The 16,417-nt window shown below is 58.2% G+C and carries 16 protein-coding genes; 11 read left to right on the top strand and 5 right to left on the bottom strand.

Annotated elements, in window-relative coordinates:
* The first annotated feature begins 3 nt into the window (after nucleotides 1-3).
* The 3 genes from QDY28_RS16355 to QDY28_RS16365 all read left to right on the top strand — a co-directional run bounded on the left by QDY28_RS16355 (nucleotide 4) and on the right by QDY28_RS16365 (nucleotide 4,013).
* Nucleotides 4-393: a response regulator gene (locus QDY28_RS16355; protein WP_331382728.1), complete on the top strand. Its 390-nt coding sequence runs from the start codon at nucleotides 4-6 to the stop codon at nucleotides 391-393.
* Between the two features lie 180 nt (nucleotides 394-573).
* Complete coding sequence (locus QDY28_RS16360; protein WP_331382729.1) at nucleotides 574-3,603, top strand: PAS domain S-box protein; 3,030 nt, start codon at nucleotides 574-576, stop codon at nucleotides 3,601-3,603.
* Nucleotides 3,604-3,611: 8 nt separating this feature from the next.
* Complete coding sequence (locus QDY28_RS16365; protein ID WP_331382730.1) at nucleotides 3,612-4,013, top strand: response regulator; 402 nt, start codon at nucleotides 3,612-3,614, stop codon at nucleotides 4,011-4,013.
* A gap of 70 nt (nucleotides 4,014-4,083) precedes the next feature.
* Here the strand turns inward: QDY28_RS16365 and QDY28_RS16370 are convergent, their stop codons facing one another.
* On the bottom strand, nucleotides 4,084-4,887 hold the full coding sequence (locus tag QDY28_RS16370; protein ID WP_331382731.1) for an arginine deiminase family protein: 804 nt from the start codon (nucleotides 4,885-4,887) through the stop codon (nucleotides 4,084-4,086).
* Nucleotides 4,888-5,203: 316 nt separating this feature from the next.
* Between QDY28_RS16370 and QDY28_RS16375 the strand changes: the two genes are divergently transcribed.
* A complete protein-coding gene (locus QDY28_RS16375) occupies nucleotides 5,204-5,455 on the top strand; it encodes a DUF982 domain-containing protein (protein ID WP_331382732.1) in 252 nt (83 codons plus the stop codon).
* Nucleotides 5,456-5,644: 189 nt separating this feature from the next.
* Here QDY28_RS16375 and QDY28_RS16380 read toward each other — a convergent pair whose 3' ends face one another.
* Nucleotides 5,645-5,854 (bottom strand): dodecin, encoded by a 210-nt coding sequence (locus QDY28_RS16380; RefSeq protein WP_184804671.1) that lies wholly within the window; start codon nucleotides 5,852-5,854, stop codon nucleotides 5,645-5,647.
* A gap of 308 nt (nucleotides 5,855-6,162) precedes the next feature.
* On the opposite strand from QDY28_RS16380, the gene QDY28_RS16385 reads away from it, so the two are divergent.
* Nucleotides 6,163-6,894, top strand: coding sequence for a response regulator (locus QDY28_RS16385; protein ID WP_331382733.1), 732 nt, complete (start codon nucleotides 6,163-6,165; stop codon nucleotides 6,892-6,894).
* Nucleotides 6,891-8,159, top strand: a complete 1,269-nt coding sequence (locus QDY28_RS16390; protein ID WP_331382734.1) for an ATP-binding protein — start codon at nucleotides 6,891-6,893, stop codon at nucleotides 8,157-8,159. The genes QDY28_RS16385 and QDY28_RS16390 overlap by 4 nt, the downstream gene beginning before the upstream one ends.
* An 81-nt stretch (nucleotides 8,160-8,240) precedes the next feature.
* Here QDY28_RS16390 and QDY28_RS16395 read toward each other — a convergent pair whose 3' ends face one another.
* Nucleotides 8,241-8,663: a GNAT family N-acetyltransferase gene (locus QDY28_RS16395; protein ID WP_331382735.1), complete on the bottom strand. Its 423-nt coding sequence runs from the start codon at nucleotides 8,661-8,663 to the stop codon at nucleotides 8,241-8,243.
* A 416-nt stretch (nucleotides 8,664-9,079) separates the two neighbouring features.
* Here QDY28_RS16395 and QDY28_RS16400 point away from each other — a divergent pair, with 416 nt between their 5' ends.
* On the top strand, nucleotides 9,080-9,250 hold the full coding sequence (locus tag QDY28_RS16400; RefSeq protein WP_331382736.1) for a hypothetical protein: 171 nt from the start codon (nucleotides 9,080-9,082) through the stop codon (nucleotides 9,248-9,250).
* Between the two features lie 93 nt (nucleotides 9,251-9,343).
* Here the strand turns inward: QDY28_RS16400 and QDY28_RS16405 are convergent, their stop codons facing one another.
* Entirely contained in the window at nucleotides 9,344-10,255 is a 912-nt protein-coding gene (locus QDY28_RS16405; RefSeq protein ID WP_331382737.1) for a hypothetical protein, read from the bottom strand.
* 666 nt (nucleotides 10,256-10,921) lie between these two features.
* Between QDY28_RS16405 and queC the strand changes: the two genes are divergently transcribed.
* From queC to QDY28_RS16425, 4 genes are all read left to right on the top strand, one after another.
* Nucleotides 10,922-11,632, top strand: a complete 711-nt coding sequence (queC, locus tag QDY28_RS16410) for a 7-cyano-7-deazaguanine synthase QueC (RefSeq protein WP_331382738.1) — start codon at nucleotides 10,922-10,924, stop codon at nucleotides 11,630-11,632.
* Nucleotides 11,632-11,988, top strand: coding sequence for a 6-carboxytetrahydropterin synthase QueD (gene queD / locus QDY28_RS16415; protein WP_331382739.1), 357 nt, complete (start codon nucleotides 11,632-11,634; stop codon nucleotides 11,986-11,988). Before queC ends, queD begins: the two co-directional genes overlap by 1 nt.
* A complete protein-coding gene (queE, locus tag QDY28_RS16420; protein ID WP_331382740.1) occupies nucleotides 11,985-12,722 on the top strand; it encodes a 7-carboxy-7-deazaguanine synthase QueE in 738 nt (245 codons plus the stop codon). Before queD ends, queE begins: the two co-directional genes overlap by 4 nt.
* Nucleotides 12,723-12,965: 243 nt before the next feature.
* A complete protein-coding gene (locus QDY28_RS16425) occupies nucleotides 12,966-14,027 on the top strand; it encodes a FecR family protein (protein WP_331382741.1) in 1,062 nt (353 codons plus the stop codon).
* Between the two features lie 85 nt (nucleotides 14,028-14,112).
* Here the strand turns inward: QDY28_RS16425 and QDY28_RS16430 are convergent, their stop codons facing one another.
* Nucleotides 14,113-16,284, bottom strand: a complete 2,172-nt coding sequence (locus QDY28_RS16430; protein WP_331382742.1) for a CHASE2 domain-containing protein — start codon at nucleotides 16,282-16,284, stop codon at nucleotides 14,113-14,115.
* Between the last annotated feature and the right edge of the window lie 133 nt (nucleotides 16,285-16,417).

Genomic DNA, 16,417 nt, shown 5'->3' on the forward strand with positions numbered 1-16,417 from the left:
ACGATGAACGTATTGATTGTCGAAGACGAGGGACTCGTCGCCTTACAACTTAAGAAAATAGCCGCCGATGCAGGTTTTTCGGTGCTCGGCCCAGCGTCCGGAGTCGAGCAGGCATTGGCCTACGCAAGGCGCGCCGACATTGCCTTGGTCGATGTCGGCCTTTCGGAGGGAAAAAGTGGCCCCCAACTCGCCCGGCGGCTTATCGACCGCTTTCATACAACCGTTATTTTCGTAACCGGGATACCCGAGGCGATCCGGCATGGATTCGGTGGCGCCTTCGCCATTATTCCAAAACCGTTCACCGATAAGCAGATTGCCGACGCCCTCCGTCGTGCTCGTGACATGCGGATGGGACGGGAAAACAAGATCACGCCTCACGGGGCGGGAGGCTGAAGAGAGGACGATCATTTCGATCAAATGCTTCGACGATCAAAAGATGGTCGGAGCGCGCTCACTTAATGTGCTCGGTGGCAGCGTCTAAGAACTTGTTTTCACGATGCCCAGCCGTCTCAAATGGAACCTTTCAACGGCACCTGCATTATCGTCGTTATTCTGCCTATTGGGGGGCTGGCGATGAGCATAGAACCAAATTCAACGCCTATCTCGGCAGATTTCCTATCCTTTGTTGGCAATATAACAGCGCTGCAGGTAAGCCAAGACTTCATCGAAAGGCTGCCCGTCGCAATTTACGCGTGTGATGCCGATGGCCGTATTCTTTGGTTCAATTCGCTTGCTGCAACTTCATGGGGTCGCTCGCCTCTCATTGGCGATGATAGCGAAAGATATTGCGGTTCATACCGTCTCTACATTGGCGGCCGGCAAACGCGCCGGGATGAAACGCCGATGGCAGCCGTGTTGCGCACCGGCATTCCGGTGCAGGGAGCCGAGATAAGGGTAGAGCGACCTGACGGCTCTTCGGTTTGGGCCATGGTTCACATCGAACCGGTGGAAGATGAGACGGGCAAGTTGATCGGGGCCATCAACTGCTTTCATGAAACCACAGCCCTTCACAACGCAAAGGAAGATCTCTCCAAATTTTTCGAGAACGGCGCTGTCGGTCTGCACGTCTTGGCGGATAATGGAACCATATTGCGCGCCAATCAGGCCGAACTTGCGATGCTTGGCTATGCCGAGAGCGAGTATGTCGGTTGCAACATCAAGGACTATCATCTTGACCAGTCAGTTGCCGGCGACATTGTCGATTGCCTATGCAATCACCGGCCGATCAGGCAATATCCGGCGAGATTGCACGCAAAGGACGGTACGGTTCGCCATGTACTGATAACCTCGAACGGCCGCGTACGCGATCGCGGAACAATCGGCACACGCTGCTTTATGATCGATGTTACCGATCGGGCCGCGGCCGAAGCTCTGCTCCACGAACAGGAGCACAGGCTTGCGACCACCTACGAGCATGCCGGCAGCGGCATTGCAGAGATCGATGCCGACGGACGATTGTTGCGCGTCAACTTGCGCCTTTGTGAACTGATGGATTTAACCGCCGACCAACTCATCGGCCGCTCGATCTTCGATGAAGCGTTTTCCCAGGATGTCGAACACGATCGCGAACAGTTCCGGCGCCAGGTTGCAGGCACCATCGATCGGTATTCCATCGAGAAGCGGGTCTCGCGACAGGATGGCAGTTTCTTCTGGACATCGGTCACCTCATCGAGCGTGCGCGATGCAGACGGACGCTTTCTTTATGCCGTGCGTGTCCAGCATGACATCAGCGAGCGCAAGCAGGTACAGGAAGAGCTCGCCGCACGCATCCAGGAACAGGCTGCACTTTATCGGTTGACCGATAGATTGCAGCATGCGCGATCTTTGGGCGATGTCTATGAACTGGCACTGGACGCCATCCAGGAGGCGCTGCGCTGCCAACGTTCGTCCATCCTTTTGTATGATAGCGCCTCGATTTTGAAATTTGTGGCTTGGCGGGGATTGTCCGATGGCTATCGTGCCGCCGTCGAGGGCCATTCGCCTTGGAAAGCGAATGAGGAAAATCCGCAGCCCATCTATATCGCGGACGTCAGCGAAGCCCCTCTGCCCGACTCTTTGAAGAAAACCATACTCGCCGAAGGCATAAGAGCCATAGCCTTTGTTCCCCTGCTGGATAGCGGGAAGCTCCTCGGCAAGTTCATGGCATATTTCGATCAGCCGCATGTCTTCACGGATGGAGAGGTCGATGTGGCGTTGGCGCTCGCGCGTCAGCTTGGTTTTGGCATCGAACGCATGCGGGCGCAGAAGGCGGCCCAGCATTTGGTCTCCATTGTCGAGTCTTCGCACGATGCGATCGTGAGCAAAAATCTCGACGGCATCATCACCACGTGGAATCGCAGCGCTGAACGACTTTTCGGTTATACGGCCGATGAGGTGGTCGGCAACTCGATTACCATCATAATTCCGCCGGACCGGATGGATGAAGAGACGGAAATTCTAAGGTGTATCCGCACCGGCGAGATGATCGACCACCTCGAAACCGTGCGACGGCGCAAGGACGGCAGCCTTGTCGATATTTCGCTCACCATATCCCCGGTCCGTGACGCTAAAGGGCGGATCGTCGGAGCCTCCAAGATCGCCCGCGACATTACCGAGCGCAAGGAAGCCGAGACCAAAATTCGAGCCAGCGAGCAGCAGCTTCAAGATCTCCTCGCAGCCATTCCGACGGCAATCTATACGACGGATCCAGAGGGCAAGATTACATATTTCAATCAGGCGGCGGTGGAGTTCGCCGGCCGCGTCCCGAAGCTCGGCAGCGACAGGTGGTGCATCAGCCCGAAGCTCTATTGGCCGGATGGAACACCCCTGCCGCATGACAAGTGCCCCATGGCGGTCGCCCTTCAGGAGAAGCGGGCGGTGCGCGGTGTCGAAGCCGTGGCGGAACGGCCGGATGGCACGCGTGTCCCATTTATTCCGCACCCGACACCGATCTATGACGGGGACGGCAACATCGTTGGCGGCATCAACATGTTGGTAGACATCAGCGAGCGCAAGCAAGCCGAAACACAGCAGCGAATGCTGCTCAACGAACTCAACCATCGGGTCAAGAACAACATGCAGATGTTGCAGTCTTTGCTTTCCAGCGCCGCAAGACGCAGCCAGAGCGAAGAGGCGCGCCAAATTCTCGAGGATGCAACCGGCCGGATCAGCGCGATGGCCGCTGCGCAGCGTGTATTGTACGATACGATCGACGCCACACGATTCAGCCTGCCGCAATTTCTCGACGCTGTCTGCGTTGCCGTGCAGCAGACCCTTCCATCATATGCAAAAATCACCCGCAAGGCCGATGCCGGCGAGCTTCCCAACGACGCCGCAATGCCGCTTGCCCTGATTATCAACGAGCTGGTCACCAATGCCTTCAAGCACGGAGGGAGCGGAGATGCCGAGCTCAACATTCGGGTCTCGTTGCTCCAGGAAGGGGACGCCGACATTCTTTTAGTCGAGGATGATGGGCCGGGTTTCGAACTGAATTCGGTGCGCCACAGATCATCGGGTCTTCGGCTGGTCGAAGGCCTCGCCCGCCAACTCGGCGCCACCTTTGCCGTAAGTTCAGGTTCGCCGACGCGCTGCAGTGTCGCGTTTTCGCGAATGGCGGAGAGGTAGGCCTAGTCTTGAGCAATAATACCATTCTGATTGTCGAAGATGATTTTTTTATCGCCATGGACGTCGAGGCTACCCTCGTTGCTGCGGGATATTCGTTGGCGGGCATTGCCGCCTCGGCCGAGGAGGCGATCCGCCTTGCCGTTTCGCGTCAGCCGGCTCTGGCGATCATGGACATAAGGCTTGCGGGCAAACGCGACGGCGTGGATGCGGCGCTGGAGCTCTTCAAAGACCATGGCATTCGCTGCATTTTCGCGACGGCTCACGCCGACCACGAAATCGTCCAGCGCGCAGGCCCAGCCTGCCCGCTTGCGTGGCTTCAAAAGCCCTATTCGATGACATCCCTGGTTAACGCGGTTCAGAAGGCTTTGAGCGAGGTCGCGTCAAAGTCCGGTGGCCAGGAGGCCAGTTAGGTCCGGCTGGCACGAGCGCCACGCGCAGGAGATCGCTGCAATCATAGAGCGCTCGAAACTCCCATCGAGACTATTCGCCCTCACGATACCAGCGCAGCGACAGGCAGGAGAGCCCGGCATCGATCCTGCCGATTTCGGCGGTTTTCATTGCCACGATCCGGTAACCCAGCCTATCGAGCATATCGAGCGTACGCGGGTGCTCGGCAGGGACCATGAGGATATCATTGACGCGCAGCGCATTCGCAGCCGCCTCTTCGCCTTCCGGAATGATGATCTGCTTGAAATCCTTGAAGACGCCGGATCGTGCGAGGCGGGCGGTCGAGAGCACCGTCTCCTCGTCGAGCAGCGAGCAGTCGGTCTTGAAATGAAGCACGCCTTCCGGCGTGGCAACCAGCTTCGCCTTGCGGCCGAGTTTGTCGATGCAGAGGGCAAGAGCTTCGGCGCCCGCCTTGTCCGTTCGAGCCGAAAGGCCGATCATGACCTCCTTCGGCGTCGTCAGAACATCGCCGCCGTCCACATATCCTTGACCCGGGAGATCGAGGACGGTGTCGAACATGTCACGCAAGGCGGGTGCGATTGCCGCGGGCTCGCCCACACGGCTTGCGGCACCCGGACGAAGCAGGATCGCCCCTTCGGTGAAGACGAGTGCGGGGTCTTCGACGAAGATGGAGTCCGGGAAGGCCTCGAGCGCCGGCAGGATAGTGACGCGGACGCCGGCTTCGCGCAGGGCGGCGATATAATCATTATGCTCCGCCTTCACGCCCTCATAGGTCGGGCTGGCGTGCTCCCCGGCACGCAGGCCGTCAACGACCGAGCGCGATGGCTCGCGAACGATGGCGGAGTTGAAATGATAGACCGATCTGGGTGAGGACATTTCCAAAAATACCTTTTCTTGCCGTTCAGCGCGCTTCTATCGTGCTTGTCAACGGCGGTCGATAGTTCTTGTCTACGGCCGGCAGCTATGGGAGCCACCTCCTATTTCGAGCACGCAGCGTCATGCCCGACGCAGGCAGCTATTCTCGGGTGACGTTACGGCCACATTGTTTACCTGGGCCACTGGCGGTGCGGCTCCGATGCCTTAGCTGCGGCAATAAGCAAGGCAACAAGTGGATGTTGGGTCAGCTTCCGCGTTAACGGGAACGACTCGTCAAATGATTCGTTGAGTCGGGTTATTCGCGAGGTATCGTGTCATGAAAACCGACAAATCCCGAACTTTTCGCCCCGTCAAGATCACCGTCGCTGGCCGCACAAGGGAGCTGAAGACCGTCCTCGATGTCGCCAAGCTCCACACGGGCAACGACTGGCCGCTCCAAAATGGCCCCGCACAGTCAAAGGTTCGCCTTGCCATGGTCGAGGCACTGAATGACGAGAAATCCCCAGAGGAGGTCCGCCAGGCGCTTCTACGAGCTGCGAGAGAGGCGTACTTGAAGTATGACGCGTGAACCTCAAGGTCACCAGTGCCGGTGAGTTTTTGGTTCGTCCTCGACTTAACATTGGTCAACTCGTGCTGCCCAGGATCAAGACATCCCGTTGCTCGCGGTGCTTAAAATCCACAAACGCGCACGCATCCCGCGGGCGCGTGCTGGCCCCCGGGACTAATGCGTACGCATGAAGAGCGAACTGTTTAGGCGTCAATCGTCAATGCGAAATCCGACCTTCATCACCACCTGATAGTGTGCGACCGCGCCATCCCGGATGTGCCCTCTGATTTGATCCACCTCGAACCAGTCGAGATTTCTCATGGTCTTCGAGGCTCGCGAAATCGCAGTTTCGATCGCGTCGTTCACCGAGGTCTTGGAACTGCCGATAAGTTCCACTTTCTTATAGACATGATCGTTCACGTTATCCTCCCAGCGTCGTATAGACTATGTTTGGCTCGAACTCCGGACCGTGTTCGCGTGGCCGGCTCACGAGACGTCTGCTGTTGCAGGCGTCTCGACTCACGATCCGGCAACAGTGGCCCTTTGTCAAACGGTCGAAGCCGCGCTCAAGGCAGTTGAGAACCAGACCTGTTTTTTGCTCAACATTTCCACCGTCGGGATTTTTGTAAACCAATGTTTCCCGCGCGAGATTTCGCTGGTTTTGCCCGTGAAAAACCTTCTTTTGGAGAGGAGTTCGTATAAAAGCCTTAAGAAATGGAACGATTGCTATGAGTGTGACCGCCGCATCTGACATCTTAATTGTCGATGACGACCACGAAATCCGCGCGCTTCTGAGCCGATATCTCGAGGAGCAGGGCTTTCGCGTCTCAACGGCAAGCGACCTTCGCGGCTGCAACGACGTGCTCAATCGGCGCGCGCCCGATCTTCTGGTTTTGGACGTCATGCTGCCCGATGGGTCTGGCCTTGATCTTTGCCGCGATCTGCGAAACCGCCGTCCCCGTGTCCCGGTCATTCTCCTGACTGCTCTGAAGGAAGACATCGATCGGATCCTGGGGCTTGAGATCGGTGCGGACGACTATCTCGGCAAGCCGTTCAATCCGCGAGAGCTGGCGGCGCGTATCCGGGCGGTCCTGCGCCGGGTGAACGAAGATCCGTCTTCTGAGCCGGAGCAGCGCCGCTTTCATTTTGCCGAGATGACCCTCGATCCGCAGCTTCGCCGTGTCACCAGGGACAATGGCGAGGTCATTTCATTGACCGGAGCGGAATTCGATCTGCTCAAGGCCTTTATCGAACGAGCCGGCCGGCTGCTGTCCCGAGACCAACTGCTCGACCTGACGCAGGGACGTGATCGCGATCCGGCCGATCGTTCGATCGACGTGCTGATGAGCCGATTGCGTCGCAAGCTCGGAGAGACGGCCGAAGAGCCGGTGTTCAGAACGGTCCGAAACGGCGGCTATCAGCTCGTTGTCCCGGTGACGGCTGTCAAGAGCGATCCATGAAGTCCCTCGGCGCTCGCCTGGCGCTTCTCCTGCTCACGGCCATCGTTCTGGTGGTTATCACCTCGTCTTTTGTGGCAAGCCTTGTGATGCGAGGGCCTAAGCCGGAAAGCACCATGGAGCCGATGGCGCGCCAGCTATCCATACTTGCAAAACTTGCGGAGGCGGACAGGGCTGCGGCGATCTCTGCCGGCGTGGTTATAGCTGCCGTTCCCGCCGGCGGGCACAGCGATGAACCGCTTTCCGGGTTTCTGATGGAAAGCCTGCTACGCACGGGGGACCCTCGTCCAGCGATCGTATCCCGCCAATCGGCCAGTACCACGATTGCCTCTCTCAGGCTCCCCGACGGCAATTGGATGGTGATGCCGATCCCGGAACTCGGCCCGCCTCCCGGTGGATGGAAGATTCTCGCGGGCTGGCTTGGTCTCATCATAACGGGCAGTGTACTGATTTCCATATTTGCCGCATCGAAGATCATGAAACCGCTTCGCCTGCTTGAGCGGGCCTCGGCCGAGATCGGCCCGGATGGAACGCTGCCGCACGTTCCGGAAACCGGTCCGGGCGAAATTCGCGTCACGGCACGGGCGCTCAACGAACTGTCGGCCCGAGTGAAGGCTGCCACCGAGAGCCGGATGCGGCTGGTCGCAGCCGCCGGACATGATCTTAGAACACCCATGACGCGCATGCGATTGCGTGCTGAATTCATCAAGGATGACGAGGATCGGCAGAAATGGCTCGCAGACCTCGAAGAACTCGACACGATCGCCGACAGCGCCATCGGATTGGTGCGGGAAGAAATCTCCACGGATAGCCTGCAGTGCGTAAGGCTCGATACGATCGTCGCGGACATCGTGACGGAGCTCACATCGATGAGCATGGCTATCAAGGCCGGCGAGTTGCAGCCGGTGACGATTTGCGCGGGCCGTTTGGCGGTCACGAGGGCGCTGCGCAATCTCTTGATCAACGCGGCAACGCATGGCGAATCGGCAACTGTCGCGGTCACGCACACCGGCGACGAGGCCGTGGTCACCATTAACGACAGCGGGCCGGGCATTCCCGAAGACCGCCTGAGCCAAGTCTTCGAACCCTTTTTCCGCATCGATATCGCACGGCAGCGGTCTTTTCCGGGCGCTGGCCTCGGAATGGCCATCGCCAAGGAAATCATTTCCAGGTTCGAGGGAGAGATCACCGTGCGCAATCGGCATCCGAAGGGGCTGGAGCAGGTGGTGTCTTTCAAAAGCCGCGGCGACAAACTCGCCGCCGGTTGAGGGCTACCGCCCCTGAGTGCGAACCTGCTCTCCGAACGGCAATCGCGCTATGGCCAAGGCATTTCAGCCGTATTGCCTCGCTCAAAATACCTTCCGAAAAAAGACCCGCTCTCTGCCCCTCGGATAATCCGGAAGGGTGCCGAACCGTTCATAGCCTTGCTTTTCGTAAAAGCCGGGCGCTTGGAAGCTGAACGTATCCAGCCAGATACCGACACAGCCCTTTTCCTTGGCGAGTTGCTCCGCCTGCTTGAGAAGCTTCGATCCTAATGCATTCCCGCGAAGGCTTTCCGGCACGAAGAGCAGCTCCACGAACAGCCAATCGTAATAGAGCTTCGCCCACAATCCGCCGACGGTTTGGTTCGTCGCATCACGCAGTACAAGTGCAACCGGCTCATATCGGTCGTCGCCCGTCTTCGCTCTGTTAAAGGCTAGAAGAGGATTGAGTATCGCGCGATGATCATCCTCTGACGGGTTGTCTAGGACTGAGATCGTAATATCTGGCATGTTTCCTGGCTCCCTTGGCATAGACCACAGCGCCATGGCGAATGGCGAGGAATAGGTCTAGCGATACGATCTTAACGATAGGCATTGATGCTCGTTAATTACCGCGCCGATATCGACGCCAGACCGCAAGGGGACATGTTTTGGAAGCCACTTGCGAAGCATAGCGATCTGCTTACGCGTCTAAGAAGGCCGATTTTCTCCCGTTTTTCAGGTTGGGAAAAACCTGATGGTGATTTTGGGAGCGCGTGAAATGAATGTGAGAAATTCCCAAGGCGCATTTTCATTAGCCCTGCTGCAAGTATCCACATCTTTAATCGATTAAAATAAATTCAATCGTTTAAACTTTTTAATACTCTAATTTACAAAGCATTTCTCCCGTGGCATTCAAAGAAATATCAACGGCAGGGGAGGCCTCGATGCAAGAGCGTGAAACCGTACGGAAAGAAATACCCGTGCATGTAGTCGATCGTCTGGAAAACGAATGGCGGCTGATGCAGGTCGAGCGCTCGCCTGCAAAGCTTGTGCCTGGGCTAGACGGTGCCGACAAGATCACCTCTGCGTCAGGCACCGGCCTTACTACGCGCTGAATACCATCGAGCTTTGCTCCAATTGGGTGGACTTCTTGAAGCCCTGTGCTTGGGATCCGAAATCCATCGGATCCCATTCGGCGTTCTCTTCTTTTATGCGGAAATTGCCAGCGCACGGGGAAGAAGTTCTTCACCGAATTTGGCTGAATAATCAGGCTGGCCGAGCACCGCTTGGCTGACTGTGTCGACGATTGCGTATTTCTCGGCCTGATAGTTCCAGTATTCGGAGACGAAGTTTCGGGAAAGCCAGAAACTGCTTTTACCCGGGGCGCCGGCCCAGCCGACGCTTCCGAGTTCTGTCGCCTGTTTCAAAAGCCGCTTCAAATGGGCGCTCGAAATCATGAACTGACTCTGGATCACCTTCGGTGAGATCGGGCCGATCAGGACCTTGTCCGAGGCGGGATCGATCTTGCTGATTCGGGAGATGAGATAATCCATCACCACGCCGCCGGAGGTCGCCCAGTTGAATAGAGCGAAGGTTACGCCGGGATTCTTCAGGCTTTCGCTGTCCAGGATCATCTTGGCGATCTTAGGCTGCATGCGCAGCACCGAAGGTGGATCGGCGGTCGTCCTCGCCATCCTGTCGCCGCCGTCCAATGCATCCAGAACCAGCAGATGCGTATAGATCCAGCGCGCCATGTATTCGCGGGTCGTTTCGGTGGGCTCAAGCAAGGTGATGCGGCGGTCGGAACTGCCAGCGACTGGCCGTACGAAGCGATAGGCAATCATTTCCTTTAGGAATGCCGCCGCCGTATTATGGCTCGCGATTTTATACTTGACCGCGAAATCGACAAACCGGCCGCTATAGAGCCCTGGAGTGGGATCATCGGGATAGCCAAGAAAGAGAGCATAGCCGGCATGCGCCAGCAGCCACCTTTGCTGCGCGGCAAAGATCGAGGCGATGCGCGGGTTCTCATCATAGATCGACATGAGTTCATGTGCGCTGCGCAATATGGCGGACAGGAAATGGTCGTCTTGACTGAGTTCTGTTGCTGTGAAGGCCATAAGCGCCATCATTCTTTCAATAACTTGGATTGGCTAGGTCACGCCTTAATATTCAATAATTATAGACTTTAAATACTAAATATTTGTTTTCTTGCCTGGTGATTTGTTCAGCTTAAGAATAAAGCTTAAGCCGTCAAGGGAGGGTATATACCCAAATAGGATTATCCGTCTGCCGCTATTGCGGTGCAGGCGGGTATCAGATGTGCTTGGCGAAAGCCTCATTACTTGCCGCTGTCTGCGGCTTTCATAGCCGCGAATGCTTCGGGAAAGCCGTCGAGCGACAGCTTGATCGGTCTGTTTTTCCATCCGCAGTCGTCACGGTCACGGTGGCGGCAGCTTTCGTCTCCATGGCATCGAGGAGGGCATTGTCGACATTGGTTTTCGACGAGGCAGCTCTGCGACGTACAGCGGCTTACGTCCATCGTCGCACTGTAGCCATCGCGATCGCATCGACTGCCGGTGCTGCTTCGGCTCCCAGCTCGTCTACAAGCCGGTCAATCCCGATTTAGATGGAGCAGCGGCCGTCGCCGACACTGTCGGCGAATCTTATTCGAGTGATTGCGCATGCCTTGCTTCTGACAGGGTCTGCTGCTAGTGACGCCACACAGCTTCGAAAAGCTCAACTATCCGGTCGCAGCCCACCCGGTCAAAACAAGGGACCCCATTATGAAGACTATCGTCATCTGCTCCGGCGGATTGGACTCCGTTTCGCTCGCCCATAAGGTCGCTGCGGAACATCACCTCATCGGCCTCGTCTCGTTCGATTACGGCCAGCGGCACCGCAAGGAGCTGGATTTCGCCGCGGCCTGCGCTACGCGCCTTGGCGTGCCGCATCACGTCATCGATATCACGGCCATTGGCGCACATCTGACCGGATCGGCCTTGACGGATGATGTCGAGGTGCCGGACGGGCATTATGCCGAGGAAACGATGAAGGCGACCGTTGTTCCGAACCGCAACGCCATCATGCTCGCGATTGCCTTCGGCCTTGCCGCCGCGCATAAGGCGGATGCCGTCGCCGTTGCCGTTCATGGCGGTGACCATTTCATCTATCCGGATTGCCGGCCTGGCTTCATCGATGCTTTTCAGCAGATGCAGAACCACGCTCTGGATGGTTATGCCAGCGTTTCGCTCTATGCGCCCTACGTCACCGTCTCCAAGGCCGACATTGTGAGCGACAGCGCGAAGAACGGCACGCCGTTTGCCGAGACCTGGTCTTGCTACAAGGGAGGCATGCGCCACTGCGGCCGCTGCGGCACCTGTGTCGAACGGCGCGAGGCCTTCCATCTTGCCGGTGTCGACGATCCGACGGAATATGACGATCCGGATTTCTGGGTGGCGGCGACGGCCGGCTATTCAGCCGAGGAAGTAAAGTAATGTTCCGCATCACCAAGCAATTTCACTTCTCCGCCTCGCATCAGCTCACCCATCTTCCGGCCGATCATCAATGCGCCCGGCTGCACGGCCACAACTATATCGTCGAGGTGGAGCTTTCGGCTGCCGAGCTTGATGCTGATGGCTTCGTCCGCGATTATCACGAGCTTGCGCCTTTAAAACGCTATATCGACGAGTGCTTCGACCACCGTCATCTGAACGAGGTTCTCGGTCATGACCGTGTAACGTCGGAATATCTGGCGAAACACTTCTACGACTGGTGCAAGCAGCGTCTGCCCGAAACGTCGGCGGTGCGCATCAGCGAGACGCCGAAGACCTGGGCGGAATATCGGCCATGAGCGAGGCGCGCGAAACCACGATCCGCGTCAGCGAGATATTCGGGCCGACAATCCAGGGCGAGGGGGTATTGATCGGACTTCCGACGGTGTTCGTCCGGACCGGGGGCTGCGACTATCGCTGTTCCTGGTGCGATACGCTGCACGCGGTCGACAGCGATTATCGTGATCAATGGCAGCCGATGTCGGTCGATGAGATCTGGCAAGAAGTGACCCGGCTTTCCGGGGGAAAGCCGCTGATGGTGTCGCTCTCGGGCGGCAATCCGGCGATCCAGCCGCTCGGGCCGCTGATCGCGCGCGGCCATGATCAGGGCTACAGGTTTGCGCTGGAAACCCAGGCGAGCATCGCGAAGTCGTGGTTTGCCGATCTCGACGTGCTGGTGCTGAGCCCGAAGCCGCCTTCGAGCGGTATGGTAACGGATTGGGATGCGCTGGGCGACTGTCTTCGCTTGGCGGCCGACGGACCGCAGATTGCGCTGAAATTCGTCGTCTTCGATGATCGCGACTATGCCTATGCACGTGCCGCCGCCGCCCGCTTTCCGCATCTGCCGGTCTATCTGCAGCCCGGCAACCACACGCCCCCTCCGCCTGAAGCGGATGACGCGACGATCGATATTGACGGCATCATGGATCGAATGCGCTGGCTGGTGGACAAGGTGACATCTGACGGATGGTTCGAGGCACGGGTCTTGCCGCAGTTACATGTCCTGCTTTGGGGCAACAAGCGCGGCGTTTAGTGCCGCACTTCAAAACCTTCGCTTCCGCAATCGGCGCATAGTACAAATCTCCTCGTCGCAGGCTTCTTTGAAGAAATCGGCAAGCTTTTCTATCGGAAAGGTTGCGTAAGGGTGTTCGCTCGCGCTGGATTCCGGCTAAGCCTAATCCGGAAATAGCTCATACTGTATCGATTATAGTCAGAAAGGATGATGGGACGTTCAAGATTATCCTATGGTAAAACATAGATAATCTTGGAGGATGGGATGTTGTATCCGCGTGACGCCGCGATCGCTGTGCTGAGCGTCATACTGCTCGCTCCGGTGCCTTCGAAAGCCGCCGAGAAGGTCGGCCAGGCGGTGCTCATCAAAACCGAAGTCACGGGCGCAAGCGGTCCTCTGGCGGTCGCTGATCCCGTCCACCGGGACGAGCAAATTCGCACCTCTATTTCCGGCCTTGGACAGTTCACATTTCGGGATGGCACGAAATTGGCGGTCGGAGCCGGCTCGTCGGTCGTTATCGACAAATTCGTCTTCGACGACTCGGGCGCCGTCAAGAAGCTTACCATAAATGCGGCAAAGGGCACTTTTCGCTGGATGAGCGGGAATTCGAACCACTCGGCCTATCAGATCGTCACGCCGGCTGGAACGATCGGCGTGCGCGGAACCGCGTTTGATTTTTATGTCGGCTCCAATGGTACGACGGCGGTGGTTCTGTTGAACGGCGCTGCGCAGTTCTGCGGCGCGGGCGGCTGCCGCCAATTGAAGGCGCAGTGCGATTGCGTGGTCGCCAAACGCAATGGCGAGATAAGTGATCCGCGTCGGGTCAATCGCGATATCCTCAAGACGCTCGGCAACCAGCGAGCCCTGCCGTTCCTGTCCGGCGATCAAACGCTTGGGGGAAGAATGGGTTTTGTCGGCGGCGGCGGATGCGGTCTGTCGGCGGCGATAAAAGACCGGCCGAACGGTATATCGCCGCGCAGCGTTCCGGCCAATAATCCTTCTCCCGCACCGCCCAGCACGCCCAGCTCACCCAGCTCACCAAGCTCACCCAGCGCGCCGGAAGCGCCACGCGCCGAAGCGCCCGCTGCTCCCCAAGCTCCCAGCACGCCGGATGTCCCCAGCCCGCCAAGCACGCCTGACAAGCCCGGCAAGCCGCACAAGCACGACGGCTATGAAGGCAAGCATCACGATCATCACGCTCATCATGATCGTCATGATCACCACAGCAGAGGCGACCATGGGTGGGGTGATCACAATTGGGGCGACGCCGACGGCCATGACAGCGATCATGGCGACCATGATGATGGCGGCCATCACCATCGGTAGCACAGGGCGCTTTTGGGAGCCTGACATCCAGTCCATTTTTGATGATGCCATTTGAAAGCAGCGTGGGCGACAGCAGCAAAATCAGCTAGATGTCGGCTGCCTTGTCGGCAGGTTCGTCGACGAAGTGTCCGGCCCGGCGCGAAATCTGCCTGTAAAAATCCTGCAGCAGTCCGGTCGCCGCAACCTGCGCCTTGAGCTTTGCGGCGCTGACGAGTTTTCGGCTGTTCGTCGACCGTACCCGCAGCGCATCAACAAGCCGCCTGTGCACGGCCTGAAGTTCGGTAAATTCGGCAGATCTTGCCAGGCGCGCATCGCCGACCACCGCAAAGAGTTTGGTTCGCATGCTCTTACCCTTGAGCGTCAGCGCTCCCGCTTCGAGCAGAGCGCAATCGGGCAGCAACCCTGCTGTCGGTTCGGATACCAGAATGTCGAAATTGATGTCCTTGCAGGCGGATTCGATGCGCGCGGCAATGTTCACGGCATCGCCGACTGCGGAGTAGTTGAAGCGTGTCTCGGCACCCATATTGCCGACGCAGGCAAGCCCGGTATGGATGCCGATCCCGATCCCCACCTGCCGCTCGTCTCCGAAACCGAATGCGTCGCTATTGTTGAGGCGGGCGAGCGTTTCCCGCATGCCGAGAGCCGCATGCACAGCCTTGCCGGCATGGTCGGAAACATCGACGGGAGCGTTCCAAAAAGCCATGATCGAATCGCCGATGAACTTGTCGAGCGTGCCGTCGTTTGCGATGACATGGTGGCTCAGCGCATCGAGCAGCGTGTTCAGAAATGCGACGAGGGCGCTCGGGGTCATCTCCTCGCTGATCTGGGTGAAGTTTCGCACATCGACGAACATGACGGTTAGCTCGCGCTCATCTCCCCCAAGACGCAGGGCATCGCGCGTATGCTCGATGCGATAGAGCAGCGATGGCGAGAGATAGTGACCGAATGCCCGCCGCACGTCGCGCCGCTCCCGATCGGTCACAAGAAAACGGAACGCCGTCGCGGCGAAATGCGTGATCGATCCCGCGACGATCGGCGCCAGCGGATCGAAGAGAAGTCCTCCATAGAGGAAGGCAATCCACGAGGCGACGAGGGCAAGGAAGGTAATCAGCATGCCGCAGGCGAGGGCGACGGCTGGATTGACGAAGGTGGTGAGGATCACCAGAAGGCTACCCAATACGGCGATGGAGAGGATTTCCAGCCCATCCGCCCAATCCGGGCGGGAAAGGAAGCGGCCGGAAAGAATCTGCTCGACGATTTGCGCATGGATGGAGACGCCGGGTACGTTTTCACCAAGCGCCGTCGTGCGGACATCCTGAAGGCCGGAAGCAGAGGTCCCGACGAAAACGATGCTGCCTTCGATGGCGCCTTTGATATCGGCGGAGGCGTCTTCGGTCGCGAGCACCTTGCTTGCGGAAATATACCGTTCCGAAGTGTCGGGGCTGACATAGAGCCAGAGCTCTCCCGCCGCCGTCACCGGCACCACGAAATCCCCGATCTTGACCCGCGTCAGCGTGTTCGGCTTGTCCGGCGCCGCGTCGAGTATGTAGGTGGAAGCTCCCTGCGCGACACGGAGCGCTTCGAGCGCCAGATTGGGATAAAGCTGCTTGCCGTCGCTGAGGAAAAGCGGAACCGCGCGCACGACCGCCGATGATGCGCCCGGATTGAGGCTGATATGACCGATGCCGGCGGCATTGGCTTCCAGTTGCGGCTGCAGCGGCGTCGCCGCCTTGATTGCGGGCGGCGCACCGAAGGGATTTTCGCCCGTATAGGCAAACCCCGCCTTGACCGGCGGCAGATAGTTTCCTTCGTTGGAGAGGCCGACGCCCAGCACCACCGGTCTTCCGGACAGCGATTGGGAAAAGATTTCGTCATTGTCCGGCAGCTTGCCGAGCAGTGAGGGATCGACGCCGGTGACGTCACGAACGACATTGCGAGGCGAGAGGCGATCTGGCTCGGCGAACAGGACGTCGAAAGCGATAGCGGACGCGCCCATATCGGAAAGCCTGTCCACAAGGGCGGCAATCCGGTTCCTTGGCCAAGGCCATTGTCCGAACTGGCGCAGCGACTCTTCGTCTATGTCGATGACCCGAACAGGCTGGTTTTCGAATGTCCTGGGCACCAGGCGCTGATACTGGTCGAATGTCAAATCGCGGGCGAGCCTCAGCAACTGAGGATCGCTGGCCCGCAGGACCGTCAGCGCTGTGACGATCGCCAGGCCGATAACGACGCCAATTTGCTGCGCGCGCGTCACCATTACAGTGTCAGTCCCTTTGCCCCGCATCCTCGGCAACAAGTAGCAATTCGGCGAAATACAAATCTACTGGTCTGCTGCTGCGCCAAGGAAGAGCATGCTGCCTTGTTCGCGTGAACGATGCAATGATCAAAGT

Source organism: Rhizobium sp. BR 362, from assembly GCF_036528765.1.
Taxonomy (GTDB): domain Bacteria; phylum Pseudomonadota; class Alphaproteobacteria; order Rhizobiales; family Rhizobiaceae; genus Rhizobium.